This window comes from Conexibacter arvalis (genome assembly GCF_014199525.1).
In the GTDB taxonomy this organism is placed as follows: Bacteria; Actinomycetota; Thermoleophilia; order Solirubrobacterales; family Solirubrobacteraceae; genus Conexibacter; species Conexibacter arvalis.
This window is the reverse complement of the sequence record NZ_JACHNU010000007.1, coordinates 81,595-107,904: the sequence shown is the minus strand read 5'-3', so window position 1 is coordinate 107,904 and position 26,310 is coordinate 81,595. Positions and strand designations below refer to the sequence as shown.

The following is a 26,310-nucleotide window of genomic DNA, read 5'->3' as shown; positions in this document are numbered from 1 at the left end:
CGGCTCGCATGTCTCCTGATGCATCGTGGAACTTCGCGCCGGGGATCCTCATCGGCCTGGCCGTCTACGTCGGCGTCTACGTGTGGCGCTGGCGCGACTGCCGCGTCGGATCCGAGCCCCATCCGCCCAGCCGCTGGCGGCTGGCTTCGTTCCTGCTCGGGGTCACGGCGCTGTTCGCGGCGCTGGTCTCGCCGATCGACATCCTTGGCGAGCAGATCATCTCGATGCACATGGTCCAGCACGTGCTGCTGCTCGACATCGCGCCGGTGCTGATCATCCTTGGCTTCACCAAGGTGCTGCTGCGCCCGGCGACCCGCCGCATCCACTGGGTCGAGCGGCGCGTCGGCTTCATCGCCTCGCCGCTGTTCGCGATCCTCTTCTACACCCTCGCGATGTGGTTCTGGCACGTCCCGGCGCTGTACGACGCCGCCGCCGAGAACAGCACCGTCCACCTCGCCGAGCACCTCACCTTCGGCACGGCCGGCTTCCTCTACTGGTGGCATCTGCTCTCGCCGGTCTCGACCCGCCTGCGCCGCGAGGGGATGACGCCGATCGTCTACATGGCCAGCACGAAGGCCACCGTCGGCCTGCTCGGGATCGCGATGACCTTCGCGCCCGTTGCGGTCTACGACTACTACAAGGAGCAGCCGGAGTACTGGGGCCTCTCGCCGCTCTCCGACCAGGCGATGGCCGGCGCGATCATGGCGATCGAGCAGGCGCTCGTGATGGGCATCGCCATCGCGTACCTGTTCATGCGGATGCTCGACGAATCGGAGAAGCGCGACCAGCGCGAGGAGCGCTACGGCACGCCCGAGGAGCGCGCGGCGAAGGTCCAGGCGGCGCCCGGACCCCATCCGGGCGTGATCGAGGTGCCGAAGGGTCAGCCGGCCCCGGCCCGGCCGGGCGAGGGACCCGCCGCGTAGGCGGCGGCCGCGCCGGCGCGGCCGCCCCCGCTCTCGGCGCCGCGGCCGCCTCCGCTCAGCGTCGCGGGCGCCCGGCTCAGCGCCGCGGGCGCAGCCGCTCGACGATGCCGGTGTTGCCGGCGATCGCGCCGATCAGGATGCCGCCGGCGGCGACCTCGGTGCCGGGCAGCACGATCGCGTCCTTCAGCGCGGCGCCGTCGGCGATCGCGGCGCCGTCGCCGATCACGAGCGGGCCCTGGAGCCGTACGTCTCTGCCGATCCGCACGTCGCGGCCGATCCAGACCGGCGGCTCGATCAGCGTCGCGCCGTCGAGCGTCGTGCCCTCGCCCGCGATCACGTCCTCGGCGACGACGTCGCCCTCGACCTCGAGCTGCAGCTGGCCGCGCAGCGCGTCGAAGGTCCCCTCCTTCAGCTCCGTCAGCGAGCCGACGTCGTTCCAGTACTCGTCGATCTCGTGGATGTGGAACGGCACGTCCTGGGCGAGCAGCGCCGGGAAGACGTCGTTGGCCCAGTCGACGAACGGCTGGTCGGGGAAGTAGTCGAAGATCTGCGGCTCGAACAGGTAGATGCCGCAGTTGCCGAGGTCCGACAGCGCCTCGGAGGGCTCGGGCTTCTCCTGGAAGCCGGTGATGCGGCCCTTGTCGTCGTGCAGCACGACGCCGAACTCGCGCGTGTCGGCGACCCGCTTGACGGCGAGCGTCGCGACGCCGCCGGCCTCGCGGTGGCGCTGGACGAAGCGCGACAGGTCGATGTCGGTGAGCGCGTCGCCCGAGATGATCAGGAAGGTCTCGTCGCCGAAGAAGTCGGCGCAGTTGCGGACGCCGCCGGCCGTGCCGAGCAGCTCCGGCTCCTCGCGGTAGACGATCCGATCGCCGAAGTAGCGGCGGATCGTGTCCGGGAAGTAGTGGAGGTTCGCGACGATCTCCTCGTAGCCGTGGCGTTCGAGCAGATCGACGATGTGCGCCATCACGGGCCGGTCGAGGACCGGGACCATCGGCTTGGGGATCTCGTACGTGAGCGGGCGGAGGCGCGTACCGAGACCCGCGGCGAGGACCATGGCTTTCATCGGGGCGGACCCTAGCGCGTCCGCGCGGGCGAGCGCCACGCGCGCCCGATCCACTATCGGGTGAGCCAGGCGTCCGGATCGGCCGTACGCGCTCTCACCGCGTCCGGCAGCTCGCCGGAGGCGAGGTCGGCGAGCGTCACGTGCTCGAGCACGTCGCGGAGGCTCGCGCGCACCGCCACCCACACGTCGCGCAGCGGCTCGGCAGTCCCCTCGAACCCGAGCTTCTCGGGGCGCTCGCCCGCGACGGCGGCGAGCGGGCCGTCGATCGCGCGGATCACGTCGGCGACGGTGATCGAGTCGGCTGGCTCCGCGAGCCGGTAGCCGCCCTCGGCCCCGCGGCGGGAGACGACGATCCCGCCCTGGCGGAGCTGCACGAGGATGTTCTCGAGGAAGCGCAGCGGTATCCCCTGCGCCTGCGCGATGCGCTCGCTCTTGAGCGGGTGCTCGTCGCCGTGGGCGGCCAGCTCGACGGCCGCTCGCACGGCGTAGTCGGTCTTCGCGGAGATGCGCACGCAGCGGATTGTGGACGACCCGCCGCCGGCGTGCGTCTACGTGCCGATCTCCCAGCTGGTGAGGTAGTCGCGCTGGGCGTCGGTGAGCGTGTCGATCTCGACGCCGAGGGAGGCCAGCTTGAGCCGCGCGATCTCGGCGTCGAGCGCGCGCGGGACGTCGTGGACGCGCGGTTCGAGCGCGCCCGCGGAGCGGACCAGGTGCTCGGCCGCCAGCGCCTGGTTGGCGAACGACAGGTCCATCACGGCCGCGGGGTTGCCCTCCGCCGCGGCGAGGTTGACGACGCGGCCTCTCGCCAGCAGGTGGACGCGCCGGCCGTCGGCGAAGACGAACTGCTCGACGTGCGGCCGCACCTCGCGGCGCTCGGCGGCGCGCTCGTACAGCGACGGCAGGTCGAGCTCGACGTCGAAGTGGCCGGCGTTGCAGAGCACCGCGCCGTCTCTCAGCGCGTCGTAGTGCTCGGCGCCGATCACGTCGCGGCCGCCGGTCGCCGCGATCAGCACGTCGGCTCTCGCCGCCGCGAGCGCGCCGCGCGTCACCTCGAAGCCGTCGAGCTTCGCCTCCAGCGCGCGCACCGGGTCGACCTCGCAGACGACGACGTGGGCGCCGGCGCCCTTCGCCCGCAGCGCGATCCCCTGGCCGCACCAGCCGTAGCCGAAGACGGCGACGACGCGGCCGGCGAGCAGCATGTTGGTCGCGCGCAGGATGCCGTCGAGGACCGACTGTCCGGTGCCGTAGCGGTTGTCGAAGAGGTGCTTGGTCTGCGCCTCGTTGACGGCGACGATCGGGAACCCGAGCTTCCCCTGCGCCTCCAGCGCGCGCAGCCGCACGACGCCCGAGGTCGTCTCCTCGGTCCCCCCGACGATCTCGCCGAGCAGCTCGGTGCGATGGCTGTGGACGCGCGAGACGAGGTCGGCGCCGTCGTCCATCGTCAGCTGCGGGCGGGTGGCGAGCACCGCCTCGATGTGGTCGTAGTAGGTCGCCATGTCCTCGCCGTGGATGGCGTGGACCTCGGCGCCGTGGCGGTCGACCAGCGCGGCGGCGACGTCGTCCTGCGTGTCGAGCGGGTTGGCGGCGCAGAGCGCCACCTGCGCCCCGCCCGCGATCAGCGTGCGGACGAGGTTGGCCGTCTCGGTCGTGACGTGGAGGCAGACGCCGACGCGGACGCCGTCGAGCGGGCGCTCGACGGCGAAGCGCTCGCGGATCGAGCGCAGGACCGGCATCTCGGCGTCGGCCCACGCGATCCGCGCCGCGCCGACCTCGGCCAGGCCGAGGTCGGCGACGTCGTGCCGAGCGAGCTCGGCATTGCGAGTTCCACGACGGCGCCCCGAGTCCGGGGCGCCCGGGGAACTCGCGTGCTGCGGGTCGTGCTTCGCATTGCGAGTTCCACGACGGCGCCCCGAGTCCGGGGCGCCCGGGGAACTCGCGTTCTGCGGGTCTCTAGTAGCGATAGTGGTCCGGCTTGTAGGGGCCGTCGACCGGGACGCCGATGTAGGCGGCCTGCTCCTCGCTGAGCTTCGTCAGCTTGACGCCGAGCGCGTCGAGGTGGAGACGGGCGACCTTCTCGTCGAGGTGCTTGGGCAGCACGTAGACCTTCTTCTCGTACTCGCCCGGCTTCGTGAACAGCTCGATCTGCGCGATCGTCTGGTTCGTGAAGGAGTTCGACATCACGAACGAGGGGTGGCCGGTCGCGTTGCCGAGGTTCAGCAGGCGGCCCTCGGAGAGCATGATGATCGTGTGGCCGTCCGGGAAGCGCCACTCGTCGACCTGCGGCTTGATCGTCTCGCGCACGATGCCCGGGAACTTCGTCAGGCCGGCGATGTCGATCTCGTTGTCGAAGTGGCCGATGTTGCCGACGATCGCCTGGTGCTTCATCTGCGCCATGTGGTCGACGGTGATGATGTCCTTGTTGCCCGTCGTCGTGATGAAGATGTCGCCGACGCCGATGACGTCCTCGAGCGTCTTCACCTCGTAGCCCTGCATCGCCGCCTGGAGCGCGCAGATCGGGTCGATCTCGGTGACGATGACGCGGGCGCCCTGGCCGCGCAGCGACTCGGCGCAGCCCTTGCCGACGTCGCCGAAGCCGCAGACGACGGCGACCTTGCCGCCGATCATCACGTCGGTCGCGCGGTTGATGCCGTCGATCAGCGAGTGGCGGCAGCCGTAGAGGTTGTCGAACTTCGACTTCGTGACCGAGTCGTTGACGTTGATCGCCGGGAACAGGAGCGTGCCCTGCTCGGTCATCTCGTAGAGGCGGTGGACGCCGGTCGTCGTCTCCTCGGTGACGCCCTTGATGCCCTGGCCGATCTTCGTCCACTTCTGCGGATCCTCGGCGAGCGACTTCTGCAGCAGCGTGAGGAAGACCCTGAACTCCTCGGACTCGGCGTCGGCCGGGTTCGGGACCGCGCCGGCGGCCTCGTACTCGGTGCCCTTGTGGACGAGCATCGTCGCGTCGCCGCCGTCGTCGAGGATCATGTTCGGGCCGCCGTGGCCCGGCCAGGTGAGCGCCTGCTCGGTGCACCACCAGTACTCCTCGAGCGTCTCGCCCTTCCAGGCGAAGACCGGGATGCCCTGCGGATCTTCAGGCGTTCCGTTCGGGCCGACGGCGACGGCCGCGGCGGCGTGGTCCTGCGTCGAGAAGATGTTGCAGGAGACCCAGCGGACCTCGGCGCCGAGCGCGGTCAGCGTCTCGATCAGCACGGCCGTCTGGATCGTCATGTGCAGGGAGCCCATGATGCGCGCGCCCTTCAGCGGCTGGGCGGCGGCGTACTCCTTGCGGATCGCCATCAGGCCGGGCATCTCGTGCTCGGCCAGCTCGATCTCCTTGCGCCCGAAGGCGGCCAGGGAGAGGTCGGCGACCTTGAAGTCCGGCGTGGTCGATGTGGCGGTCATCCCGTGGATTCCTCCGGTCGTTTCCTCAGACGTTGGCAGGCGGCGTGGCGGCGGCCGCGAGAAGCTTCTGGTGCTTGTCCTGCTCCCAGCCGAGCCAGTCGCCGGCGGCGACGTGCTCGGGCCGGGCCGGCTCGGCTTCGAGCCATTCCTCGACCGCGCCGCGCAGCTCGGCGTCCTCGCCGAGCCGTTGCGCGAACGCGACGTCGGAGAGCCCGAGCTCGAACCGCTCGAGCAGCTCGCGCAGGGTGCGCAGGCGCTGCAGCTCGGCAGCGCCGTAGAGGCGGTAGCCGGACGCCGAGCGCGCGGGCACGACGAGGCCGCTGCGCTCGATGTAGCGCAGCATGCGGGGCGACCAGCCGGTCGTCTCCGCGGACTCGTGGATCGTGAGCGCGTCCGTCGCCATCGGCGCGGCCAACCTTACCAGAGACGTGTCAAGGTTCCGCGCGGGCGGTCCGCGGACCGCCCGCGGCGCGGAACGCCCAGCGTCAGCCGCCGGCCAGCACCGTCTTGAAGCGCTCGATCGCGTCGACCGGGGTCGGGTCGATGCCGCGCAGGACCGCGGCGTACAGCGAGACGAGATCGCCGAGCAGGACGAGCGAGACGAGGCGCTCGGTGCGCGTCTCGCCACGGCCCTCGACGCGGAAGGAGCTGGCAGCGGTCGCGCTGATCAGCCCGCGCGTCAGCTCGATCCGCTGCCGCACGCGCGGGTGCAGGTCGGAGTCGTCGAGGAAGACGGCGCTGAAGCGGGCGAGGTCGGCGGCGCCCTGCCAGCCGACGAGCTCGTTGTGGTTGAGCTCCGGCAGCTCGGCGGCGAAGGCCGGGACCTTCGCGTTCTCGTTGAGCTGCGTCTTCCAGCGGTAGGCGATCGGCGTGGTCAGGCCGGCGCCGGCGATCTGCGGGATCGTCCCGTGGATGCCGCGCGCGATCTGCTTCGCCAGGCTGTCCTCGGCGCTGTCAGGCCCCCACTCGGCGACGAGCGCCTCGGTGTGAGCGGCGGCGACGTCGATCTCGGAGTGCAGCGACTCGGCGGCGCCGCACAGCGCGGCGACCTCGAGCGCGACGACGAGCATGTAGCCGACGGCGACGCGCGGCTGGAACATCCCCGGCAGCGGGATCACCGGCACGCCGTCCGCACGCGCGGCCGCGGCGAGCTTGCCGCCGGTCGTCGCGACGATCCGCTGGGCGCCGATCACGCCGGCCGCCTCGTAGGCGGCGAGCGTCTCCTCCGTGTTGCCGGAGTAGCTCGCGCAGAGGACGGTCGCCTCGTGCGTCGTCCAGGCCGGCAGGCCGTAGTCGCGCGCCACGGCGATCGGCCGCGACGCGCGGTCGCCGAGCACGCTCGCCGCCAGGGCGCCGCCGATCGCCGACCCGCCCATGCCGGCGACGATGAAGCCGCCCGGGGCGTCGTGCGGCGTCAGGCTCGCCGACTCGACGCGCCACAGCGCGTCGCGCAGGTGGTCGGGGGTGCCAAGGATGTCGTCGACCTGCTTGGAGAGGTCGACCGCTTCGATCGCTTCACGGGTGAGGTCGCTCAAAACTTGATCGCTCCATCGGGAAGGGAGACGTTCGGGAAGACGCGCGCGCCCGCGTCGAGGTGGTTCTCGTCGCCGAGCACGACGCCCTCGCCGAGCACGACGCCCTCGCCGACGCGGCAGCGGGCGCCGAGCTGCACGCCGGGGCCGACGATCGCGTTCGTCACGGTCGCGTGCGGGCCGACGACGGCGCCGTCGAGCACGACCGCTCCGTCGACGTGGGCGCCGGGGCCGATCTCGACGTTGCGGCCGAGCACCGTGCGGCCGCTGACGAGCGCGCCCTGGGCGACGCGCACGCCGCTGCCGACATGCGCCGGTCCGACGACCCGGCCGCGCACCTCGGCGTCGGCGGCGAGCGCGACGTTGCGACCGTCGTAGCCGTCGGGCACCGACGTGCGCACGGCGCCGTCGAGGATGTCGTGGGTCGCCTGGAGGTAGCGCTCGGGCGTGCCGATGTCGAGCCAGTAGGCATCTGCGGAGCAGCCGTAGAGGCCGTTGTCGACGAGGGTCGGGAAGACCTCGCGCTCGATCGAGACGTTGCGTCCCGGCGGGATCGCGTCGAGCACCTCGCGCTCGAGCACGTAGGCGCCGGCGTTGACGAGGTTGGTGTCGATCTGGTCGGGGCTCGGCTTCTCGAGGAAGGCGCAGACGCTGTCGTCGTCGTTGAGTCTCACGAGCCCGTAGGCCGACGGGTCGTCGACGCCGATCAGCGCCAGCGTCAGCCGCGCGCCGGTGCGCTCGTGCTGCGCGAGCTGCGCGGTCAGGTCGATGTCGGTCAGCACGTCGCCGTTGAGGATCAGCACCCGCTCGTCGAGCAGCGGCTCGGCGAACTTGACCGCGCCGCCGGTCCCGAGCGGTCTCGGCTCCTCGACGTAGCGCAGTCTGACGCCCCAGCTGCTGCCGTCGCCGAGCACGTTGCGCACGCCCGAGGCGAGGAAGCCGCAGGAGATGACGACGTCGTCGACGCCGTGGCCGCGCAGCCAGTCGAGCATGAACGCGATGAAGGGCCGGTCGACCAGCGGCACGACCGGCTTCGGCACCGTCGCGGTCAGCGGCCGCAGCCGGGTGCCCTGGCCGCCGGCGAGGATCAGCGCCTGCATCTGGCGTCCCCTGTCGGCATTCCGCGGCCGTCTGTCACGTCCCGCGCCCCACGCCCTCGTAGGTGAAGCCGGCGGCGGCCAGCTCGCCTGCGTCGAGGTGGTTGCGGCCGTCGATCACGACCGTGCCGGCCATCCGCTCGGCGGCCGCCTTCCAGTCGAGCTCCTTGAACTCCGCCCATTCGGTCACGAGCACGACCGCGTCGGCCTGCTCGAGCGCGCCGAGCGCCGAGTCGGCGAAGTCGACGCCGGTCATCAGCTTGCGCGCCTCCGTCTCGGCGAGCGGGTCGTAGGCGCTGACGAGCGCGCCCTCGCCCTGGAGGCGCGACGCGAGCACGAGCGACGATGCCTCGCGCATGTCGTCGGTGTTGGCCTTGAAGGCGAGCCCGAGCAGCGCGACGCGCTTGCCGACGAGCGTGCCGAGATGCTTCTGCAGCTTTCTGATCACGCGCCGCTTCTGCAGCTCGTTGACCTCGATCACCGCGTTCAGCAGCTGGAAGTGGTAGCCCGAGTTGCCGGCGAGCAGCTTCAGCGCGCTGACGTCCTTCGGGAAGCACGAGCCGCCGTAGCCGATGCCGGGGCGCAGGAACTTCTCGCCGATGCGCGCGTCGAGGCCCATCCCCCGCGCGACCTCCTCGACGTCGGCGCCGGTCTCCTCGCAGACGTTGGCGATCTCGTTGATGAACGAGATCTTCGTCGCGAGGAAGGCGTTGGAGGCGAGCTTGACCATCTCGGCGCTGCGGATGTCGGTGCGCACGAGCGGCGCGCCGAGCGGCGCGTAGAGGTCGACGACCGCCTGGCCGGCCCAGTCGCCGTCGTCGCCGACGACGACGCGATCGGGATGGCGGAAGTCCGCCAGCGCCGAGCCCTCCTTGAGGAACTCGGGGCAGGAGACGTAGCGGAAGCCGTCCTTGCCGCGGGTGGCGAAGGCGCGCTTGATCGAGTCGCCGGTGCCGACCGGCACCGTCGACTTCATCACGAGCGCGTGGCGGTCGGAGGCCGGCATCGCGTCGACCACGGCGTGGACGGCGCTGAGGTCGGCGTCGCCCGAGTAGGTCGGCGGGGTCCCGACGGCGACGAACAGCAGGCGCGCATGCTCGAGCGCCGGGCCGAGCTCGGTCGAGAAGTGGAGTCGTTCGCGGTTGGCGGCGATCGACTCGGCGAGGCCGGGCTCGTAGATGGGGATCTCGCCTCGGTTGAGGAGGTCGATCTTGGACGCGTCGATGTCGACGCACCAGACCTCGTTGCCGAGCTCGGCGAAGCCGGCAGCGGTCACGAGTCCGACGTAGCCGGTGCCGATCACGGCGATCGGTTCGCGCTGGGATTGGCTCATGCGGCGGCGAACCCTACTAGCGCCCGCCGAGGCGTGTCAGCGAACCGGCGATTCTCAGCATCTGGTCGTTGGTGAGCCGCTTCTCCAGCGTGTTGGAGATCCAATAGACCGCTCTGGGGGTCCTCCAGGCGACGAGGCGCAGTCTCGTGCCGTCGTAGTAGAGGTCGAGCTTCTTGCCGTTGATCGTGCGGCTGTCGGAGGAGGGGTTCTTGAGGATCGGCGGATCGGTCCAGGCGAGGCCCTGCACGCCCATGTAGTTGCCGGGATAGGCGTCGCCGCCGACGTTGACGACGAAGCGGTAGGCGGCCTTCATCGGGCCGTCGCCGGACTTCATCCGGTATCTGAGCGGGTAGCCGCCCTCGGCACCGCCGTTGGGCGTCATGTAGCCGTTGGGGTTGGGGATCCAGCGCGGATAGTAGACCGGGATCCTGATGAAGCCGAGCTGGAGCGCGTACTGCTTGCCGGTCTCGCCCATGTCGAAGAGGCCGTCGTTGCCGCTCGGCGCCTGCTGCTTTCTGCGCCCGCCGCCGCGGCGGCCGCCTCTGCGCTTCGGCTTCGGCGCCTTCGGCGCGGCCGCCGGGTTGAGGAACTCCTGCCTCACCCGCTCGACCTCCCCCGGCGCCATCTCGACGTAGGAGGCGCCGTTGACGCCTCTGGTGTAGAGCGGTCTGATCGCGACCTGCTGGATCGGCTTGCTGGCCGAGAACGCGATCAGCGTGCCGAGGTCGATCAGCGCCTCCTTCGACTGCAGCCCCTTGTCGGTCTGCATCCGTCTGCCGATCACCTTCGTCAGCTTGTGCGGGTCGTCGATGAAGTCGCGGGCGTCGTACTGCGAGCGGATCTGGCGCAGGAAGTCCTGCTGGCGCGCGCCGCGCACGAGGTCGTTGTCCTCGTGCCGGTAGCGGACGTAGTCGAGCGCTCTCTCCCCGCACATCATCTGATAGCCCGGCATGATGTCGATCTCGGCGTACTGCTGGCCGATCGGGACGCCGATGTTCGAGTGGTAGTAGCGGCGGTCGACGTCGACGTAGACGCAGCCGATCGCGTCGATCGCCTCGCGGAAGCCTCTGAAGTTGACGTTCGCGATGTGGTTGATGTCGATCCCGAACGTCTCGCTGATGACCTCTGCCGTCAGCGCCTCGCCGCCGAGCGTGTACGTCTCGTTGATCTTCGTGTCGGGATGGAACCCGCCGTCTCTGTCTCTGAACGAGACTCTCAGATCGCGCGGTATCGAGAGCACCGTCGTCGCCTCCGCGTCCGGGTCGATCCGCACGAGCATCATCGTGTCCGAGCGCGCGTTTCTCCCGTCGTCGCCGAAGCGGTGGTCGGAGCCGATCAGCAGGATCGTCCGCGGGTCGCCCGCGTCGGCGCGGGTGATCGCTCTCTCGGTGCCCCTGATCGTGCCGCCGGCGCGCAGGTCGTCGACGAAGTTCTGCACCTCCAGCAGGCCCGCGGTCGCCGTCGCGCCGGCCGTCAGCACGATCACGACGACCGCCGCGACGATGTAGCGGATCCACATCCCGGCGCGTCCGCGCGAGGGGAACTCGTAGTCGTCCGGCCCCGGAACGTGGTGGCTCACGCCAGTCCTCCCTCGATCGCGTGCAGTCCGCCGCCGGGCTCGCCCGCGCGGTCGCGCTCCAGCCATTCGGGCAACGTGCGGACGAAGTCGCCGAGCGCGCGGCGGTAGCGCTGCAGCGAGGCGATCGACACCCATTCGTCGGGCCCGTGGTGACCGCTGCCGGACGGCCCGAACTCGACCGCCGGGATCCCCGCCTCCAGGAACGAGATCGCGTCGGAGGCGCCGTCGCGGCCGACGCTGACCGCCTCGTCCTCGAGCGTGCGGGCGATCGCGTCGCGCAGCGCCCGCACGTACGGGTGGCTGCGCGAGACGTACGCCGGCGCCCGCACGAGCGTGCGCGTCACCGTCACGTCGTCGATCGCGCGGATGTCGGCGAGGATCGCGCCGGGGTCCTGCCCGGGCAGGTACCGCACGTCGACGACCATCTCGCAGCGGTCGGGGACCTTGTTGAAGGCGTCGCCGCCCTGGATCCGGCCGAGGTTGATCGACGGCCGGTCGAACAGCTCGGAGGACTCGCGCGCGAACGGCAGCGCCTCGATCCGGCGGAAGACGTCGAACGCCTTCAGCACCGCGCTGTCGCCGAGCCACGGGGTCGAGCCGTGTGCCGAGCGGCCGGCGACGTCGATCCTCATCGCCAGCACCCCCTTCGCCTGCACGCCGATGTGCAGGTCGGTCGGCTCCCCGGTGATCGCGAAGTCGGCGCTCATGCCGGAGGCGACCAGCTCGTCGGTCGAGCGGGCGTCGACGTCCTCGGCCTCCTCGTCGGGCACGCAGATGAAGCGGACGCGCACCCTGTCCTGCGCGGCGCAGTCCTTCAGCGCGCACATCATCGCCGCGAGGCCGCCCTTCATGTCGTAGGCGCCGCGGCCGATCAGCCTGTCCCCCTCGGTCCGCGGCTCGTACTGCTCCTGGAGGCCGGGCACCACGTCGAGGTGGCCGTGGAAGACGACCGTCGGCGCGTCGGTCGGCCCGACGTCAGCGACGATCACGGGCAGGCCGTTGTGGGTGTGCTCACGCACCTCGATCTCGCGCGCCTCCAGCCAGCCGCGCACGAACGCCGCCGCGGCCGCCAGCTCCTCGGCGCGCGACGTGTCGTACGTGATGAGGCGTTCGGCGAGCGCGCGTTCGTCGACCACGGTCGGGAGAAGGATAGAGATCGGGCAGGACCGGCCGGCCGGCGGGGGCGGCGATCGGCCCTCTCGCGGCCCGGCGTGCGACACCTGCGCCCCACGCCGCCGCAACGGCGAAGGGCCCGCTCGGCGAGCGGGCCCTTCGACGTGAAGCGGGTGTGACGGCGAGCCGTGCTCAGCCGCCCTCGGCGATCCGCTGGAACGCCTCCAGCCGGCGCTTGTCGCGCGCGGCGACGCGCTGCTCCTCGGAGTGCGAGTCGGCCTTCGCGAAGGCGTCCTCGGCAGCCCGCAGCTGCTCGGCCAGCTCGGCCGTGTCGAGCGTCGTCGGGTCGTGCGCGTCCTCGACGAGGATCAGCACGCTGCCGTCGCCGGCGACCTGGAGGTAGCCCTCGCCCTGCGCGAAGCGCACCGTCTCGCTCTCGGAGCGGTACAGGCGCAGCTCGGCCGGGTCGAGCATCGCCAGCAGCGGCTGGTGATGCGCGAGGATGCCGATCGAGCCGCCGACCGTCTTCGTCGCGATCATCTCGACGTCGTCGTTGAAGACCTCCCCCTCAGGGGTGAGGACCTCGACGTGGAACTTGGTCCGGGCCACGAGCGCCGCCTCAGCCCTTCTTCGCGGCCTCGACGACGTCGTCGATCGTGCCCTTGAGCAGGAAGACGCGCTCCGGCAGGTCGTCGTGCTTGCCCTCGATGATCTCCTTGAAGCCGCGGATCGTCTCGGCGATCGGCACGTAGGAGCCGGAGATGCCGGTGAACTGCTCCGCGACGTGGAACGGCTGCGAGAGGAAGCGCTCGACCTTGCGGGCGCGCTGGACGATGACCTTGTCCTCGTCGGAGAGCTCGTCGATGCCAAGGATGGCGATGATGTCCTGCAGCTCCTTGTAGCGCTGGAGGATCTCCTTCACCTGGTTGGCGACCTCGTAGTGCTCCTCGCCAAGGATGTCCGGCTTGAGGATCGTCGAGGTCGAGTCGAGCGGGTCGACGGCCGGGTAGATGCCCTTCTCCGAGATCGAGCGCGAGAGCACGGTCGTCGCGTTGAGGTGGGCGAACACCGACGCCGGCGCCGGGTCGGTGAGGTCGTCGGCGGGGACGTAGACGGCCTGCACCGAGGTGACCGAGCCCTGGCGGGTCGAGGTGATCCGCTCCTGCAGCTGGCCCATCTCCGACTCGAGCGTCGGCTGGTAGCCGACCTGCGACGGCATGCGGCCCAGAAGCGCGGAGACCTCGGAGCCCGCCTGCACGAAGCGGAAGATGTTGTCGATGAACAGCAGCACGTCCTGGCCCTGGTCGCGGAAGTACTCCGCCATCGTCAGGCCCGACAGCGCGACGCGCATGCGGGCGCCCGGGGGCTCGTTCATCTGGCCGAAGACGAGCATCGTCTTGTCGATCGTGCCCGACTCCTTCATCTCGAGCCAGAGGTCGTTCCCCTCGCGCGAGCGCTCGCCGACGCCGCAGAAGGCCGAGAGGCCGCCGTGCTCGCGGGCGAGGTTGTCGATCAGCTCCTGGATCAGGACGGTCTTGCCGACGCCGGCGCCGCCGAAGAGGCCGACCTTGCCGCCCTTCGCGTACGGCGCGAGCAGGTCGATGACCTTGATGCCCGTCTCGAACATCTCGGTCGTCGGGGTCAGCTCCTCGACCGACGGGGCCGGCGCGTGGATCGGACGATGCTCGTCGGCCTGCACGTCGCCGGCGAGGTCGATCGGCTCGCCGAGCACGTTGAAGATGCGGCCGAGCGTCGCGCGGCCGACCGGGACGGTGATCGGGCCGCCGGTGTCGCGGACCTCGACGCCGCGGGCGAGGCCGTCGGTCGAGTCCATCGCCACCGCGCGGACGCGATCGTCGCCGAGGTGCTGCTGGACCTCGCAGACGAGGACGCCGCCGTCGATGTCGATCTCGAGCGCGTTGTTGATGTGGGGCAGCTGATCAGGGAAGACGGCCTCGATGACGACGCCCTGGATCTCCTCGATCCGCCCCAGGTTCTTGGTCTGGGTCTCTGCGGTGGCTGACATTGGTTTCGTGGTCTCCAGATAAAAAGGGTTTCGTCCTACGGCCGTCGCGAGCGCCGGCCTTCGGCCGATGTCACCCCAGCGCCTCGGCGCCGGCGACGACTTCCATGATCTCCTGCGTGATCTCCGCCTGACGTGCGCGGTTCATCTCGAGCGTGAGGTCGTCGATGATCTCGCCGGCGTTGTCGGAGGCGCTGCGCATCGCGGTCATGCGCGCGCCAAGCTCCGACGCCGTCGACTCCAGCAGGGCGCGGAAGATCGAGATCTCGACGTAGTCCGGCACGAGGCGGGCGAGGATCTCCTCCGGCTCGGGCTCGTAGTCGACCAGCGCCTGGGCGCCGCCGACCTCCTCCTGCTCGCCCTCGGCGCCCTGCTCGTCGAGGATCGTCGCCTTCTGCAGCGGCAGCAGCGTCTCGCGGCGGACCTCCTGCGACATCGGCGAGATGTAGCCGTTGTAGAGGATCTCGACGCGGTCGACCTTGCCGTCGATGTAGGCGGCGGTCAGCACGTTGGCGATCTCGCGCGCGTTGGCGTACGAGGGGCGCTCGGTGAAGCCCGTGAAGCCCTGCTCGGGCGTGCGGTTGCGGAAGGTCAGCGACGACACGCCGCGGCGGCCGGTCGCGTAGTAGACGACCTGCCGCCCCTCGGCGGTGTACTCGTCGCCGGTGCGCGTGCCGGCGCGGATGATCTGCGAGTTGAACGCGCCGGCGAGGCCGCGGTCGGCCGTCACCAGGAGCAGCGCGACGCGCTGCTCCTGATCGCGATCGGCCAGGATCGGCAGCGCCGGCACGTCGCCGGCCGCCTCCGCCGCCTGACGGGTCATGCGGCGGATCGCGCCGGCGTACGGGCGCAGCGCAGCGATCCGCGTCTCGGCGCGCCGCAGGCGCGCCGCCGCGACCATCTCCATCGCGCGCGTGATCTTCTGGATGTTCTTGACCGACGCGATGCGGTTCTTGACGTCTCGCTGAGCCATGGTCTGAGCTGCTCGTCCTGGTCGCGCGGGGCGCTAGACGGCCGCCGCCTCCTGCTCGCGCTCTTCGCTGGCCGCGGAGCGGACCGCCGGAGCGGCGCCCTCCTCGAGCGGCTGGCCCTCCTCGTCGAGGTCGTAGCCGAAGTCCTCGGCGTACGCCTTGACGAGCGCGTCGACCGCCTGCTCGGTGTCGTCGGACCAGTCGCCGCCGGCGATCGCCTTGCGCAGGTCGCCCGCCTCGGCGTGGGCGCGACGGGTCAGGCCCTCGAGGAACTTCTCGACCTTCTCGAGCGCGATGCGGTCGAGGTAGCCGTTGGTCGCGGCGTAGATCTGGATGACCTGGTCCTCGACCGACAGCGGCGAGCGCTCGTTCTGGTTCAGCGTTCTGACGAGGCGCTGACCGCGGGCGAGCGTGCGCTGCGTGTCGGCGTCGAGGTCGGAGCCGAACTGCGCGAACGCCTCCAGCTCGCGGAACTGCGACAGCTCGAGCTTGATCTTGCCGGCGACCTTCTTCATCGGCTTGATCTGGGCGTTGCCGCCGACGCGCGAGACCGAGATGCCGACGTTGATCGCCGGGCGGACGCCGGAGAAGAACAGCTTCGGCTCGAGGAAGATCTGGCCGTCGGTGATCGAGATGACGTTGGTCGGGATGTACGCCGACACGTCGCCGCCCTGCGTCTCGATGATCGGCAGCGCCGTCATCGAGCCGCCGCCGAGCTCGTCGTTGAGCTTGACCGAGCGCTCCAGCAGGCGGGAGTGGAGGTAGAAGACGTCGCCCGGGTACGCCTCGCGGCCCGGCGGGCGGCGGAGCAGGAGCGACATCTGGCGATAGGCGTACGCGTGCTTGGTGAGGTCGTCGTAGACCGCCAGCGCGTGTCTGCCCTTGTAGAGGAAGTACTCGGCCATCGCGGCGCCGGCGTACGGAGCCATGAACTTGATCGGCGCGGCCTCGTCGGCAGCCGCGGCGACGATGATCGTCGAGTCGAGCGCGCCGTTCTCCGCGAGCGTCTCGGCGATGCCGACGACGGTCGCGAGGCGCTGGCCGATCGCGACGTAGACCGAGACGACGCCCGAGTCCTTGTTGTTGATGATCGTGTCGATCGCGATCGCCGTCTTGCCGGTCTGGCGGTCGCCGATGATCAGCTCGCGCTGGCCGCGGCCGATCGGGATCATCGCGTCGACGGCCTTCAGGCCGGTCTGCATCGGCTCGGTGACCGGCTGGCGCTGGACGACGCCGGGCGCCTTGAACTCGGCCGGGCGGCTCTCGGACGTGACGATGTCGCCCTTGCCGTCGAGCGGGTTGCCGAGCGGGTCGACGATGCGGCCGAGCAGGGCCTCGCCGACCGGGATCTCGAGCAGTCTGCCGGTGCGCTTGACGGTGTCGCCCTCGACGACCTTCTGCCAGTCGCCGAACAGCACGACGCCGACGTTGTCGGACTCGAGGTTGAGGGCGAGGCCGGTGACGTCGTGCGGCAGCTCGAGCATCTCGAACGACATGCAGTTCTCGAGCCCGTGCACGCGGGCGATGCCGTCCGCGACGGACAGCACGGTGCCGACCTCGGTCAGGTCGGCGCTGCCGCTGTCGAGGCCCTCGATGCGGCTCTTGAGGATGGAGGTGATCTCGTCGGGCTTGATCTGCATGGTGGTGGTCTTGGCTCCTATGACAGGCCTATGCCTGCGCGACGTGCTTGCGAAGTTGGTCGAGTCGGTGCTTGATCGAGGCGTCGAGGATCTGGTTCCCGACGCGCAGCACGATCCCGCCGAGGATCGAGGGGTCGACCTTGCTCGTCAGCTCGACGCGCTGGCCGGTCTGCTGGCCGATGCGGTCGCCGAGGCTCTTGACGGTCGCCTCGTCGAGGTCGATCGCGCTCGTGACCTCGACCGGCAGCAGCTTGTTCTCCTCGTCCCACATCCGGTCGAACTCCGCACGGATGCGGTAGACGGCCGGCATGCGGTGACGTTCGAGCAGCGTCTCGAGGAAGTTGAGGACGGTCGGGTCGGCGCCCTCCACCGTTCTGCGCAGGCCGTCCTTCTTCTCCTCGGTGGAGAAGTACGGCGAGAAGAAGAAGACCGCGAGGTCGCGGTTCTGCTCCAACGCGTCGGCGAACTGGCCGAGCTGCTCGCGCGCGACGTCGAGCTTGCCGTGCTCCTTGGCAACCTCGAACAGCGCGCGCGAGTAGACCTGGGCGATCTCTTCCATCGGGACCTAGTTCCTCCGGTTCTCGCCGGAGAGCGCGCTGAAGTCCAGCTCGGACAGCGCCTCCTCGACGAGCCGCTTCTGGTCGTCGGCGGACAGGGTCTTCTTGGTGACCTTCTCGGTCGCCTGGACGGTGAGGTCGGCGACCTCGCGGCGGATCTCCTGGATCGCGCGGCGGGTCTCGCCCTCGATGTCGCGGCGGGTCTGCTCCAGCAGCTCCTCGCGCTTGACCTTCGCCGCCTCGAGGCCCTCGCGCTCGGCGACCTCGCCGGCACGTTCGGCCTTGGCGACGATCTCGTCGGCCTGAGCGCGGGCGTCCGCGAGCCGCTGCCGGTACTCGGCGAGCAGCTCGTCGGCTTCGGCCCGGGTGCGCTCGGCCGCGTCGATCGACTCCTCGATCTGGTGCTGGCGCTGGTCGAGGATTCTCGTGATCTGCGGCCACGCGTACTTGCGCAGCAGCAGGAGGGCGACGAGGAACGCCAGCAGCGTCCAGATCATCAGGCCGGGGACGACCTTGACGAGCGGGTTGAGCCCGTCGTCCTCAGTGGTCGCGGCCAGGACGAGGGGCGCCGCGATGGTGTCGATTGCGGCGAACATCGGCTTAGACGAAGAAGGCGATCAGGCCGGCGATGAACCCGTAGAAGACGGTCGCCTCGGTGAGCGCGAAGCCGAGCCACTGGATCGACTGGATGTCGTTTCTCAGCTCGGGCTGACGCGAGACAGCCTCGATCGTCTTGCCGAAGATGAAGCCGAGGCCGATGCCCGTACCGAGCGCGGCGAGGCCGGTGCCGAGGCCGAGGCCGATCGCGCGGCCGGCGGTCTCGCCGGTCTCGGCGGCGACCTGTGCGGTGATCAGGATCAGGTCCACTTGCGGGTTCTCCTTAGTGTTCCTCGGCGACGGCGCCGCCGAGATAGATCGCGGTAAGAGTGCTGAAGATGAATGCCTGGAGCGTCGCGACCAGGCCGATCTCGAAGAGGAAGAAGATCACGGCCAGCGTCCCGGTCGAGATGCCGAGGACGACGGAGCCGAACACGCCCATCCCGAGCAGGACGACGAGGCCGCCCGCCATGAAGAGGATGAGGAGGTGGCCGGCGAGGATGTTCGCGAACAGTCGCAGCGAGAGCGAGATGAGGCGGACGAAGTGCGAGAGCGCCTCGATCGCCAGGATCGGGCCGACCATGAAGCCCTCGACGCCGGCCGGCACCCAGCTGCGGATGTAGCCGAAGAAGCCGTGCTTGCGGATGCCCTCGACGTGGTACGCGATCCAGACGACGATCGCGAGCACGAGCGGGACCGAGATGTTGGCGGTCGCCGCGTAGAGCGCGAAGGTCGGGACCTCGAGGCCGAAGAGATCGAACGTGTGCGACGTGTTCGTCGGCAGCGGCAGGTACCCGATCATGTTCGAGAACCAGATGAAGAGGAACAGCGTGGCGATGAAGGGGAACCACTTCGCCGCCATTCTCGTGTCCATGTTGCCGCGCGTGATGTTGTCGCGCATGAGGCCGAACGCCATCTCGGTGACCGTCTGCAGGCGGCCCGTCGGGCGGGAGGCCATCTTGCGCGCCGCGTAGATCATCACGCCGACGGTCAGGGCCGTCGCGAGGAAGATGTAGAAGACGGCCTTGTTGATCGACAGGTCGAGCCCGCCGATGTTGATCGAGATCCAGTCCGGGAGCGCGAACTCGTCGGACGGGTTCAGCGCCGGCTCGTCAGCGCCCGACTCGGCCGCGAACGCCGCGACCGGCGAGAGCAGCAGGAGCGTGAGCAGCGTCGTGAGCGACGCGAGCAGGAGACGTGGGTGACGACGCAGGTTCAAAGGGGACGCTCCGAGTGGTTCTGCGGGGCACGCATGATGAGTGAGATGGCGAGGTAACAGGTGAAGACGACGAGGGCGAGCACGGCTGCGGCGAGCCCGGCGTCGCGATCGACGATGCCGACGGCGAAGATCGTAAGGGCAAGCAGCCACGAACGTCCGATCAGCGAGCCGGCCATGAAGCGGAAGAAGTGCTTCGGGTCCTCAGAGTTGGCGGCCTTGCGCTCGAGCGCGGCCTGCAGCGCCTTCTGGCCGATCCACGCGATCGTCGTCGCCGCCCAGCCGAGCGGCGGCTGGTCGGCCGCGAGGAAGATCGGCAGCGCGAGCAAGAGCAGCACGACGTCGAGTTGACGGAGGAAGATCATCAGTCAGTTGTCAGAGGTCACCGAAGTGCGCACGCACGAGCGCGATGCCGGCGGCGAAGCCTACGCCCAAGCCGACGATCAAGAGCGGCACAGTCGCGCCCACGAGCGCTCCGACCCCAAGCCCGACGCCGGCGCACAGCAGCGTCGCGGCGAGCATGATCGAGCCGGCGACGGCCCCCCGCGTCGGCGGGCGGTCGTTCGTCATCGGATTGCGGCTCGGGGAAGTCGGGGGAACACATTGCGGGCGTCACCGCCAAGACATGAAAAGGACCCGCACCGGCGGGGCGGGTCTCCGCGGGCCTGGCGGAAGACGCTTTGCCTGCGGGCTTATGAAGAGCTTACCGACTCGTGCCGGCTTGTAACAACTTAGTGACAGTCGCCACTCGGTTTCTACACGCGCACGCGCCCGCGCGATAGACGGGCCGGCCCGCGCGCGAGTCGGTTTTGGGTCTGAGATCGACGCCGTCGCCGCGGGCGCCGCGGCCCCCGGCCGACGGCCGCCGGCGCCTGCGGCGGAGGGTCTGCGCGGGCGATAGGCTGGCCCGGATGGCATCGCTGAGCCGACGGACCGAGGCGCAGAGCTCCAAGCGGGCGGCCGTCGAGGCGAGCGTGCTGGAGGCGACCGAGGCGCTGCTGGAGGAGGGCGCCGCCTACTCGGAGCTGGGGATCGAGCGGATCGCGACGCGCGCCGGCATCTCCCGCACCGCCTTCTACTTCTACTTCCGCGACAAGCGCGAGCTGCTGAGGCGGCTGACCGCGGGCGTCGCCGACGAGCTGTTCGGCGAGGCCGAGCGCTGGTGGGCCGGCGACGGCGACGGCCGCGCCGAGCTGAGGGACGCGATCGCGAAGATCGTCGGCATCTACCACCGCCATCCGGCGCTGCTGCGGGCGATCGTCGAGGCGGCCGCCTACGACGAGGAGGTCGCCGTCTTCTGGCGCGCGCTCGTCGGCCGCTTCGTCGACTCGACGCGCGAGCGGATCGAGCGCGAGCAGGCAGACGGGAACGCCGACCCCGCGGTCCCCGCGCACGCCACCGCCTTCGCGCTCGTGTGGATGACCGAGCGCAGCGCCTACGAGCGGCTGGTCCAGCCCGGCAGCGTGCCGGAGCAGCCGTTCGTCGACGCGCTGCTGCGGATCTGGCTGTCGGCCGTCTACGGCGCGCCGCGCTGAGAGGCCGGCGCCGGGGGCTGCCCCGACCGCCGCTGGCCGGAGCCGCCCTCCTCGACGGCGGCGAACTCGCCCGTCTCGAGGTCGCTCTCGACCTGCGCGACGATCTCGTGCTCGGTCGTCGTCGGGTCGGCGCGGCGCATCTGCCACGCCCGCAGCCGCTTCAGCTTGAGGATCTCCAGCACCATCACGAGGTAGACGCTGGCGCCGGCGACGAACAGCGCGACGGCGCCGAGCAGCAGCGTCCAGCCGAGGTTGAAGTTGCCGTGGTTGTCCGTGTACGGGATGAAGCGCAGCGCGACCGCGAGCCCGGCGAGCAGGATCGTCCAGGCGTACAGGTAGAGCACCGTGCGACGCTGGCTGAAGCCGACCCGCGCCAGCCGGTGGTGGAAGTGCTGCGCGTCCGCCGACCACGGCGCGCGGCGGTACTTCAGCCGTCGCGCGACGACGAAGCTCGTGTCGAGGAAGGGCACGGCGAGGATCGCCAGCGGCCCGACGAGCGCGATCAGCGCGTTGGTCTTGAGCGTGCCCTGCACGGCGACGCAGCCGAGCAGGAAGCCGAGCAGCAGCGCGCCGCAGTCGCCCATGAAGATCGACGCCGGGTGGAAGTTGTGGAAGAGGAAGCCGAGCGCGGCGCCGGCGACGATCGCGGCGAGCACGCCGGCGCCGTCGCGCCCGAGGTCGAAGGCGATGATCGAGAAGGCGACGGCGCTGATCGCGCAGACGCCGGCGGCGAGCCCGTCGACGCCGTCGGAGAAGTTGACGACGTTCATCAAGCCGACGAGGCCGATCACCGTCAGCACGCCGCCGAGCTCGCCGAAGTCGACGGCGCCGAGGAACGGCAGCGTGATGTTCTCGACCCGCACGCCGGCGGCGACCGGGATCACCGCCGCCGCGACCTGCCCCAGCAGCTTCCACTGCGGCGGCAGGTCGATCACGTCGTCGATCGCGCCGACGAGCGCGATCAGCGCGGCGCCGAGCAGGATCCCGCGCGTCTCGTCGGTGAGCGGCAGCCAGATCGCCGCCGCGACGAGGACCCCCGCGAGGATCGCCAGGCCGCCGAGCAGCGGCGTCGCGCGCGCGGCGAGGCCGCGCTCCCGCGGCTCGTCGACGGCGCCGATCCGGAAGGCCAGCCTCGCCGCCAGCGGGGTCGTGATCGCTGCCACGGCCAGGGCGACGAGGAAGGCGAAGACGGCGTCGAGCTCGTTCATGCCGGGGACAGAGTGTGGCAGGGCCGGTGGACCGCGGCGCCTGCCGCGGTCCGGGCCGTGCCGCTAGGCGGGCGTCGGCGTGCCCAGGTGCGCGTACAGCGGGTGCTTGTCGGCCAGCGCGCTCACGCGCTCGGCGAGCTCGGCCTTGCGCGTCTCGAAGGCCGGCGACAGCGTCGCGGCGATCACCTTGCCGACCTCGTGGAAGTCGTCGACCTGGAAGCCGCGCGTGGCGAGCGCCGGCGAGCCGATCCGCAGGCCGCTGGAGACCATCGGCGGACGCGGGTCGAACGGGACGGCGTTGCGGTTGACGGTGATGCCGACCTCGTGGAGGCGGTCCTCCGCCTGCTGGCCGTCGAGCTCGGACTCGCGCAGGTCGGCGAGCACGAGATGGACGTCGGTGCCGCCCGTCAGCACGCTGACGCCGTGCTCGGCGCCGCCCTCCAGCAGCTCCGTCGCGAGCGCCTGCGCGCCGGCGATCGTGCGCCGCTGGCGCTCCTTGAAGGCGTCGCTCATCGCGATCTTGAACGCGACCGCCTTGCCGGCGATCACGTGCTCCAGCGGACCGCCCTGCTGGCCGGGGAAGATCGCCGAGTTGATCTTTCTGGCGTGCTCCTCTCTGCAGAGGATCAGGCCGCCGCGGCCGCCGCCGATCGTCTTGTGCGTCGTCGTCGTGACGACGTCGGCGTACGGCACCGGGTTCGGGTGCAGGCCGGCCGCGACGAGGCCGGCGAAGTGCGCCATGTCGACCATCAGGAGGGCGCCGACCGCGTCGGCGATCTCGCGGAAGCGGGCGAAGTCGAGCTGGCGCGTGTAGGCCGACCAGCCGGCGAGCAGCAGCTTCGGCTTGCGCTCCTTGGCGATCCGCTCGACGTCGTCCATGTCGATCAGGCTCGTCTCGCGCCGCACCTGGTACGGGGCGATGTCGTACAGGCGGCCGGAGACGTTGATTCTCATGCCGTGCGAGAGATGGCCGCCGTGGGCCAGCTCGAGGCCCATGATCGTGTCGCCCGGCTGCAGCAGGGCGTGGTAGACGGCGGTGTTGGCCTGCGCGCCGGAGTGCGCCTGGACGTTGGCGTGCTCGGCGCCGAACAGCTCCTTGGCGCGGTCGATCGCCAGCTGCTCGGCGACGTCGACCCACTCGCAGCCGCCGTAGTAGCGGCGGCCGGGGTAGCCCTCGGCGTACTTGTTCGTCAGCACGCTGCCCTGACAGTCGAGGACCGCCTGCGGGACGAAGTTCTCCGAGGCGATCATCTCCAGCGTTCGCTGCTGGCGCTCCAGCTCGCGCTGGAGCGCGTCCGCGATCTCCGGGTCGACCTCGGCGAGCGGCTTGTTGAAGAAGTCGGCGGGAAGGTCGGTCATGCGGGCGTCTCCATCGCGGTGATCTGGTTGACGCGGCGGGCGTGGCGACCGCCGTCGAAGTCGGTGGCGAGGAACGCGGCGACGATCGCGTCGGCCGCGTCCGGCGTCAGGCGCGCGCCCGACAGGGTGACGACGTTGGCGTCGTTGTGGCGCCGGCACATCTCGGCCTCCTCCACGTCGTGGGCGTTGACCGCGCGGACGCCGTGGACCTTGTTGGCGACGATCGCGACGCCGTTGCCGGAGCCGCAGACGAGCACGCCGCGGTCGACCTCCCCCCTCCCGACGAGCTCGGCGGCCGGCTCGGCGAACTGCGGGTAGTCGACCGAGTCGGGGCCGTCGGTCCCGAGGTCGGCGACGTCGTGGCCGGCGGCGGCGAGCGCCGCGGCGAGATGCGACTTCAGCGCGAAGCCGGCGTGGTCTGAGGCGATGGCGATCTTCATGGCGGCCGCACGAGAGTACCAACGGCACTCGCCGCACCCGGCCGCGGCGCGGCGCTCAGCCGAGCGCCGCCGCGACCGCCGCCTCCGCCACCGCGCCGCGGCGCACGATCGCCCAGCTGCCGTCGGCTTCGTAGCGGCGCAGGTCGACGACGGTCGACGGCGTCCCGGGCAGCGGCCCGGCGTCGAGCACGAGGTCGGCGCCGGCGCGGATCGCCGCGGGGATCTCGGCGACGGTGCGCGGGTCGGGCCCGCCGGCGAGGTTGGCGCTCGACTGCGTCACGGCATGCGGCACCACCGCCAGCGCCGCCAACGGTCCCTCCAGCCGCGGCACGCGCACCCCGCGCGCCGGCGCTTGCGCCGGAGACTGCGGATCCGGCTCTCGCCCCGCGGGCGAGCGCGGCACGCCGCCCGCGGAGGCGGCGATGTCCGGCAGCAGCAGCGTGACGCCGCCGGGCAGCAGCGCCTCGCAGGCGGCGCGAAGGCGCGGGCCGAGCGGCGACTCGGCCTCGAGCGCGGCCAGCGCGACGTCGCGGTCGAACCACATCGTCGCGGCCGGCTTGTCCGGCGCGCGGCCCTTCAGCGCGTAGATGCGCGCGACGGCCGCCTCGTCGCCGGCGCGGGCGGCCAGTCCGTAGACCGTGTCGGTGGGGAAGACGGCGACGCCGCCGCCGGCGAGGCAGGCGGAGAAGGCGTCGGCGTCGGCCGCGGTCAGCGCGCGGCCGCTCACCGCTCCCCCACGACGACCCGCTCGATCCCGGCGAGGTCGCGATGGGCGGCGACCGTGCTCATCCCCGCCTCCCGCAGCAGCTCCGCGACGGCGCCGGCCTGCCCCTGCCCCAGCTCGAAGGCGACGAACGGCGCCCGGGCCGCGGCGGCGCGGGCGAGGCGGCGCAGCACGTCGAGCCCGTCGCCGCCGGCGAACAGCGCCAGCGCGGGCTCGTGGACCGCAACCTCGGGCTCCAGCCCGTCGCGGTCGCCGTCGGGGACGTACGGCGGGTTGGAGAGGACGGCGTCGAGCGGCCCCGCGACGGCGTCGAGCAGGTCGCCCTGTACGAAGGCGACGTCGAGCCGCAGCGCCTCCGCGTTGGCCCGCGCGACGGCGAGCGCGTCGGCGCTGACGTCGGTCGCCACCACCTGCAGGTCGGGCCGCTCGTGCTTGAGGGCGAGCGCGACGGCGCCGCTGCCGGTGCCGACGTCGGCGACGCGCGCGCCGCGCGGCAGGCGCAGCGCGACCTCGACCAGCAGCTCGGTCTCCGGCCGCGGCACGAGCACGCGCCGGTCGACGATCAGGTCGATGTGGCGGAAGCCGCGCGTGCCGCGGATGTAGGCGACCGGCTCGCGGGCGCGGCGGCGGGCGACCGCCGCCGCGAAGCGCGCGCTCTCGTCGGCGGCGAGGATCCGCTCCGGGTGCAGATGGAGCGAGGTCCGCGTCGCGCGCAGCGCGTCGGCGAGCAGCAGCTCGGCGTCGAGCCGCGGGTTGTCGCAGCCGGCCTCGCGCAGGTCGGCGGTCGCGATCGCGAGCGACATCCGCACCGAGGGACCGTCGGCGAAGGCCCACCCCTCCGGATCGGGCGCCGAGCCGGTCCCGGGCGAGGCCGCCGTCGCGTCGCCCGCCGGCGCGGCCGCGCCGGCCTCAGGCCTCTGCCTGCTGCTGGAGTCGACGCCGCTTCTCATCGTCCTGCAGCGCGTCGGAGACCTCGTCGAGCTCGCCGGCGAGCACGGCGTCGAGGTTGTGGACCGTCAGCTTGATGCGGTGGTCGGTCACACGGCCCTGGGGGAAGTTGTACGTGCGGATCTTCTCGGCCCGCTCGCCGCTGCCGACCTGCGCGAGGCGGTTGGCCGACAGCTCCGCCTGCTGCTCGGCGAGCGCCGCCTCGTAGAGCCGCGCGCGCAGCACCCGCATCGCCTTCTCGCGGTTCTGCAGCTGCGACTTCTCGTCCTGCATCGAGACGACGATCCCCGACGGTCTGTGCGTGATGCGGACCGCCGAGTCGGTCGTGTTGACCGACTGCCCGCCGGGCCCCGACGAGCGGTAGACGTCGATCTGAAGGTCGTTGGGGTCGACGGCGACGTCAACCTCCTCGGCCTCCGGCAGCACCGCGACGGTCGCGGTCGAGGTGTGGATGCGGCCCTGCGACTCGGTCTCCGGGACGCGCTGGACGCGATGGGTCCCGCCCTCGAACTTGAAGACCGAGTAGGCGCCGTCGCCCTTGACCGCGAAGGTGAACTGGCCGTCGCTCTCCGCCATCGGCTCGGTCTTGAAGCCGCGCCGCTCGGCGTAGCGGGTGAACATGCGGTAGAGGTCGCCGGCGAACAGGCCGGCCTCGTCGCCGCCGGCGCCGGGGCGGATCTCGACGATCACGTTCTTGTCGTCGTTGGGATCCTTCTCGACCATCGCGAGGCGGATCTCCTCGTCGAGCGCGTCGAGCCGCTCTCTCGCTCTCGACAGCAGCTCCCGCAGCTCGGGGTCGTCGCCGTCCTCCTCCAGCAGCTCGCGCGCGCCGGCGGCGTCGTCGGCGGCGCGGCGCCACTCGGCGGCGAGGCGCGCCGCCTCCTCGAGGTCGCGGTACTGGCGGCCCGTCTCGGCGTAGCGTTCACGGTCCCCGATCACCTCGGGATCCGACATCTGCTGCTCGAGTTCCTCGAACCGGGACTCGATCTGCTCGACGAGCTGCTCGATCATGGGGTCGAGTGTAAGGCAGCAGCGGGTGCGAGCTCG

The 26,310-nt window shown here is 71.2% G+C and carries 27 protein-coding genes and 1 pseudogene; 2 read left to right on the top strand and 26 right to left on the bottom strand.

Going from position 1 to position 26,310, the window contains the following annotated elements; genetic code table 11:
- The first annotated feature begins 8 nt into the window (after positions 1-8).
- Complete coding sequence (locus BDZ31_RS20025) at positions 9-923, top strand: cytochrome c oxidase assembly protein (RefSeq protein WP_183344466.1); 915 nt, start codon at positions 9-11, stop codon at positions 921-923.
- A 76-nt stretch (positions 924-999) separates the two neighbouring features.
- Here BDZ31_RS20025 and BDZ31_RS20020 read toward each other — a convergent pair whose 3' ends face one another.
- The 20 genes and pseudogenes from BDZ31_RS20020 to BDZ31_RS19925 all read right to left on the bottom strand — a co-directional run bounded on the left by BDZ31_RS20020 (position 1,000) and on the right by BDZ31_RS19925 (position 19,619).
- Positions 1,000-1,989, bottom strand: a complete 990-nt coding sequence (locus BDZ31_RS20020; protein ID WP_183344464.1) for a nucleotidyltransferase family protein — start codon at positions 1,987-1,989, stop codon at positions 1,000-1,002.
- Between the two features lie 53 nt (positions 1,990-2,042).
- The gene (locus BDZ31_RS20015; protein ID WP_183344462.1) at positions 2,043-2,501 is read right to left on the bottom strand and encodes an Rrf2 family transcriptional regulator; all 459 of its coding nucleotides are present in this window, start codon (positions 2,499-2,501) and stop codon (positions 2,043-2,045) included.
- A gap of 36 nt (positions 2,502-2,537) precedes the next feature.
- Positions 2,538-3,788 (bottom strand): annotated as a pseudogene (locus BDZ31_RS20010) (adenosylhomocysteinase); the annotation flags it as partial.
- A 151-nt stretch (positions 3,789-3,939) separates the two neighbouring features.
- Complete coding sequence (ahcY, locus tag BDZ31_RS20005; protein ID WP_183344460.1) at positions 3,940-5,391, bottom strand: adenosylhomocysteinase; 1,452 nt, start codon at positions 5,389-5,391, stop codon at positions 3,940-3,942.
- Positions 5,392-5,416: 25 nt separating this feature from the next.
- Entirely contained in the window at positions 5,417-5,794 is a 378-nt protein-coding gene (locus BDZ31_RS20000; RefSeq protein ID WP_183344458.1) for a MerR family transcriptional regulator, read from the bottom strand.
- Between the two features lie 82 nt (positions 5,795-5,876).
- Positions 5,877-6,926 carry a bifunctional phosphoglucose/phosphomannose isomerase gene (locus tag BDZ31_RS19995; RefSeq protein ID WP_183344456.1) on the bottom strand — a complete coding sequence of 350 codons (1,050 nt, stop codon included), beginning with the start codon at positions 6,924-6,926 and terminating at the stop codon, positions 5,877-5,879.
- On the bottom strand, positions 6,923-8,023 hold the full coding sequence (locus tag BDZ31_RS19990) for a nucleotidyltransferase family protein (RefSeq protein WP_183344454.1): 1,101 nt from the start codon (positions 8,021-8,023) through the stop codon (positions 6,923-6,925). Before BDZ31_RS19990 ends, BDZ31_RS19995 begins: the two co-directional genes overlap by 4 nt.
- A 34-nt stretch (positions 8,024-8,057) precedes the next feature.
- Entirely contained in the window at positions 8,058-9,353 is a 1,296-nt protein-coding gene (locus BDZ31_RS19985) for a UDP-glucose dehydrogenase family protein (protein WP_183344452.1), read from the bottom strand.
- A 16-nt stretch (positions 9,354-9,369) separates the two neighbouring features.
- Complete coding sequence (locus BDZ31_RS19980; protein WP_343075643.1) at positions 9,370-10,932, bottom strand: LCP family protein; 1,563 nt, start codon at positions 10,930-10,932, stop codon at positions 9,370-9,372.
- A complete protein-coding gene (locus BDZ31_RS19975) occupies positions 10,929-12,068 on the bottom strand; it encodes a M20/M25/M40 family metallo-hydrolase (RefSeq protein WP_183344450.1) in 1,140 nt (379 codons plus the stop codon). Before BDZ31_RS19975 ends, BDZ31_RS19980 begins: the two co-directional genes overlap by 4 nt.
- A 169-nt stretch (positions 12,069-12,237) precedes the next feature.
- On the bottom strand, positions 12,238-12,654 hold the full coding sequence (gene atpC, locus BDZ31_RS19970; RefSeq protein WP_183344448.1) for an ATP synthase F1 subunit epsilon: 417 nt from the start codon (positions 12,652-12,654) through the stop codon (positions 12,238-12,240).
- Between the two features lie 10 nt (positions 12,655-12,664).
- The gene (atpD, locus tag BDZ31_RS19965; protein WP_183344446.1) at positions 12,665-14,071 is read right to left on the bottom strand and encodes a F0F1 ATP synthase subunit beta; all 1,407 of its coding nucleotides are present in this window, start codon (positions 14,069-14,071) and stop codon (positions 12,665-12,667) included.
- Positions 14,072-14,141: 70 nt separating this feature from the next.
- Entirely contained in the window at positions 14,142-15,041 is a 900-nt protein-coding gene (atpG, locus tag BDZ31_RS19960) for an ATP synthase F1 subunit gamma (RefSeq protein ID WP_183344443.1), read from the bottom strand.
- Between the two features lie 33 nt (positions 15,042-15,074).
- Complete coding sequence (gene atpA / locus BDZ31_RS19955; protein ID WP_183344442.1) at positions 15,075-16,679, bottom strand: F0F1 ATP synthase subunit alpha; 1,605 nt, start codon at positions 16,677-16,679, stop codon at positions 15,075-15,077.
- 28 nt (positions 16,680-16,707) lie between these two features.
- Positions 16,708-17,238: an ATP synthase F1 subunit delta gene (atpH, locus tag BDZ31_RS19950; RefSeq protein WP_183344440.1), complete on the bottom strand. Its 531-nt coding sequence runs from the start codon at positions 17,236-17,238 to the stop codon at positions 16,708-16,710.
- Between the two features lie 6 nt (positions 17,239-17,244).
- Positions 17,245-17,832 carry a F0F1 ATP synthase subunit B gene (gene atpF / locus BDZ31_RS19945; protein ID WP_183344438.1) on the bottom strand — a complete coding sequence of 196 codons (588 nt, stop codon included), beginning with the start codon at positions 17,830-17,832 and terminating at the stop codon, positions 17,245-17,247.
- A 4-nt stretch (positions 17,833-17,836) separates the two neighbouring features.
- The gene (atpE, locus tag BDZ31_RS19940) at positions 17,837-18,103 is read right to left on the bottom strand and encodes an ATP synthase F0 subunit C (RefSeq protein ID WP_343075642.1); all 267 of its coding nucleotides are present in this window, start codon (positions 18,101-18,103) and stop codon (positions 17,837-17,839) included.
- Between the two features lie 13 nt (positions 18,104-18,116).
- On the bottom strand, positions 18,117-19,052 hold the full coding sequence (gene atpB / locus BDZ31_RS19935) for a F0F1 ATP synthase subunit A (protein WP_183344436.1): 936 nt from the start codon (positions 19,050-19,052) through the stop codon (positions 18,117-18,119).
- Complete coding sequence (locus tag BDZ31_RS19930; RefSeq protein WP_183344434.1) at positions 19,049-19,414, bottom strand: hypothetical protein; 366 nt, start codon at positions 19,412-19,414, stop codon at positions 19,049-19,051. The genes atpB and BDZ31_RS19930 overlap by 4 nt, the downstream gene beginning before the upstream one ends.
- A gap of 10 nt (positions 19,415-19,424) precedes the next feature.
- Positions 19,425-19,619 (bottom strand): hypothetical protein, encoded by a 195-nt coding sequence (locus tag BDZ31_RS19925; protein WP_183344432.1) that lies wholly within the window; start codon positions 19,617-19,619, stop codon positions 19,425-19,427.
- A gap of 341 nt (positions 19,620-19,960) precedes the next feature.
- Between BDZ31_RS19925 and BDZ31_RS19920 the strand changes: the two genes are divergently transcribed.
- Positions 19,961-20,584: a TetR/AcrR family transcriptional regulator gene (locus BDZ31_RS19920; protein WP_183344430.1), complete on the top strand. Its 624-nt coding sequence runs from the start codon at positions 19,961-19,963 to the stop codon at positions 20,582-20,584.
- Here BDZ31_RS19920 and BDZ31_RS19915 read toward each other — a convergent pair.
- The 6 genes from BDZ31_RS19915 to prfA all read right to left on the bottom strand — a co-directional run bounded on the left by BDZ31_RS19915 (position 20,566) and on the right by prfA (position 26,274).
- Positions 20,566-21,792 carry a glycosyltransferase family 4 protein gene (locus BDZ31_RS19915; RefSeq protein ID WP_183344428.1) on the bottom strand — a complete coding sequence of 409 codons (1,227 nt, stop codon included), beginning with the start codon at positions 21,790-21,792 and terminating at the stop codon, positions 20,566-20,568. The genes BDZ31_RS19920 and BDZ31_RS19915 overlap by 19 nt on opposite strands.
- A gap of 63 nt (positions 21,793-21,855) precedes the next feature.
- Positions 21,856-23,151, bottom strand: a complete 1,296-nt coding sequence (gene glyA, locus BDZ31_RS19910; RefSeq protein WP_183344426.1) for a serine hydroxymethyltransferase — start codon at positions 23,149-23,151, stop codon at positions 21,856-21,858.
- Entirely contained in the window at positions 23,148-23,591 is a 444-nt protein-coding gene (locus BDZ31_RS19905) for an RpiB/LacA/LacB family sugar-phosphate isomerase (RefSeq protein WP_183344423.1), read from the bottom strand. The genes glyA and BDZ31_RS19905 overlap by 4 nt, the downstream gene beginning before the upstream one ends.
- A 55-nt stretch (positions 23,592-23,646) precedes the next feature.
- Entirely contained in the window at positions 23,647-24,318 is a 672-nt protein-coding gene (locus tag BDZ31_RS19900) for a Sua5/YciO/YrdC/YwlC family protein (protein ID WP_183344421.1), read from the bottom strand.
- On the bottom strand, positions 24,315-25,265 hold the full coding sequence (gene prmC / locus BDZ31_RS19895; RefSeq protein WP_221243207.1) for a peptide chain release factor N(5)-glutamine methyltransferase: 951 nt from the start codon (positions 25,263-25,265) through the stop codon (positions 24,315-24,317). The genes BDZ31_RS19900 and prmC overlap by 4 nt, the downstream gene beginning before the upstream one ends.
- The gene (prfA, locus tag BDZ31_RS19890) at positions 25,225-26,274 is read right to left on the bottom strand and encodes a peptide chain release factor 1 (RefSeq protein WP_183344419.1); all 1,050 of its coding nucleotides are present in this window, start codon (positions 26,272-26,274) and stop codon (positions 25,225-25,227) included. The genes prmC and prfA overlap by 41 nt, the downstream gene beginning before the upstream one ends.
- Positions 26,275-26,310 lie beyond the last annotated feature (36 nt).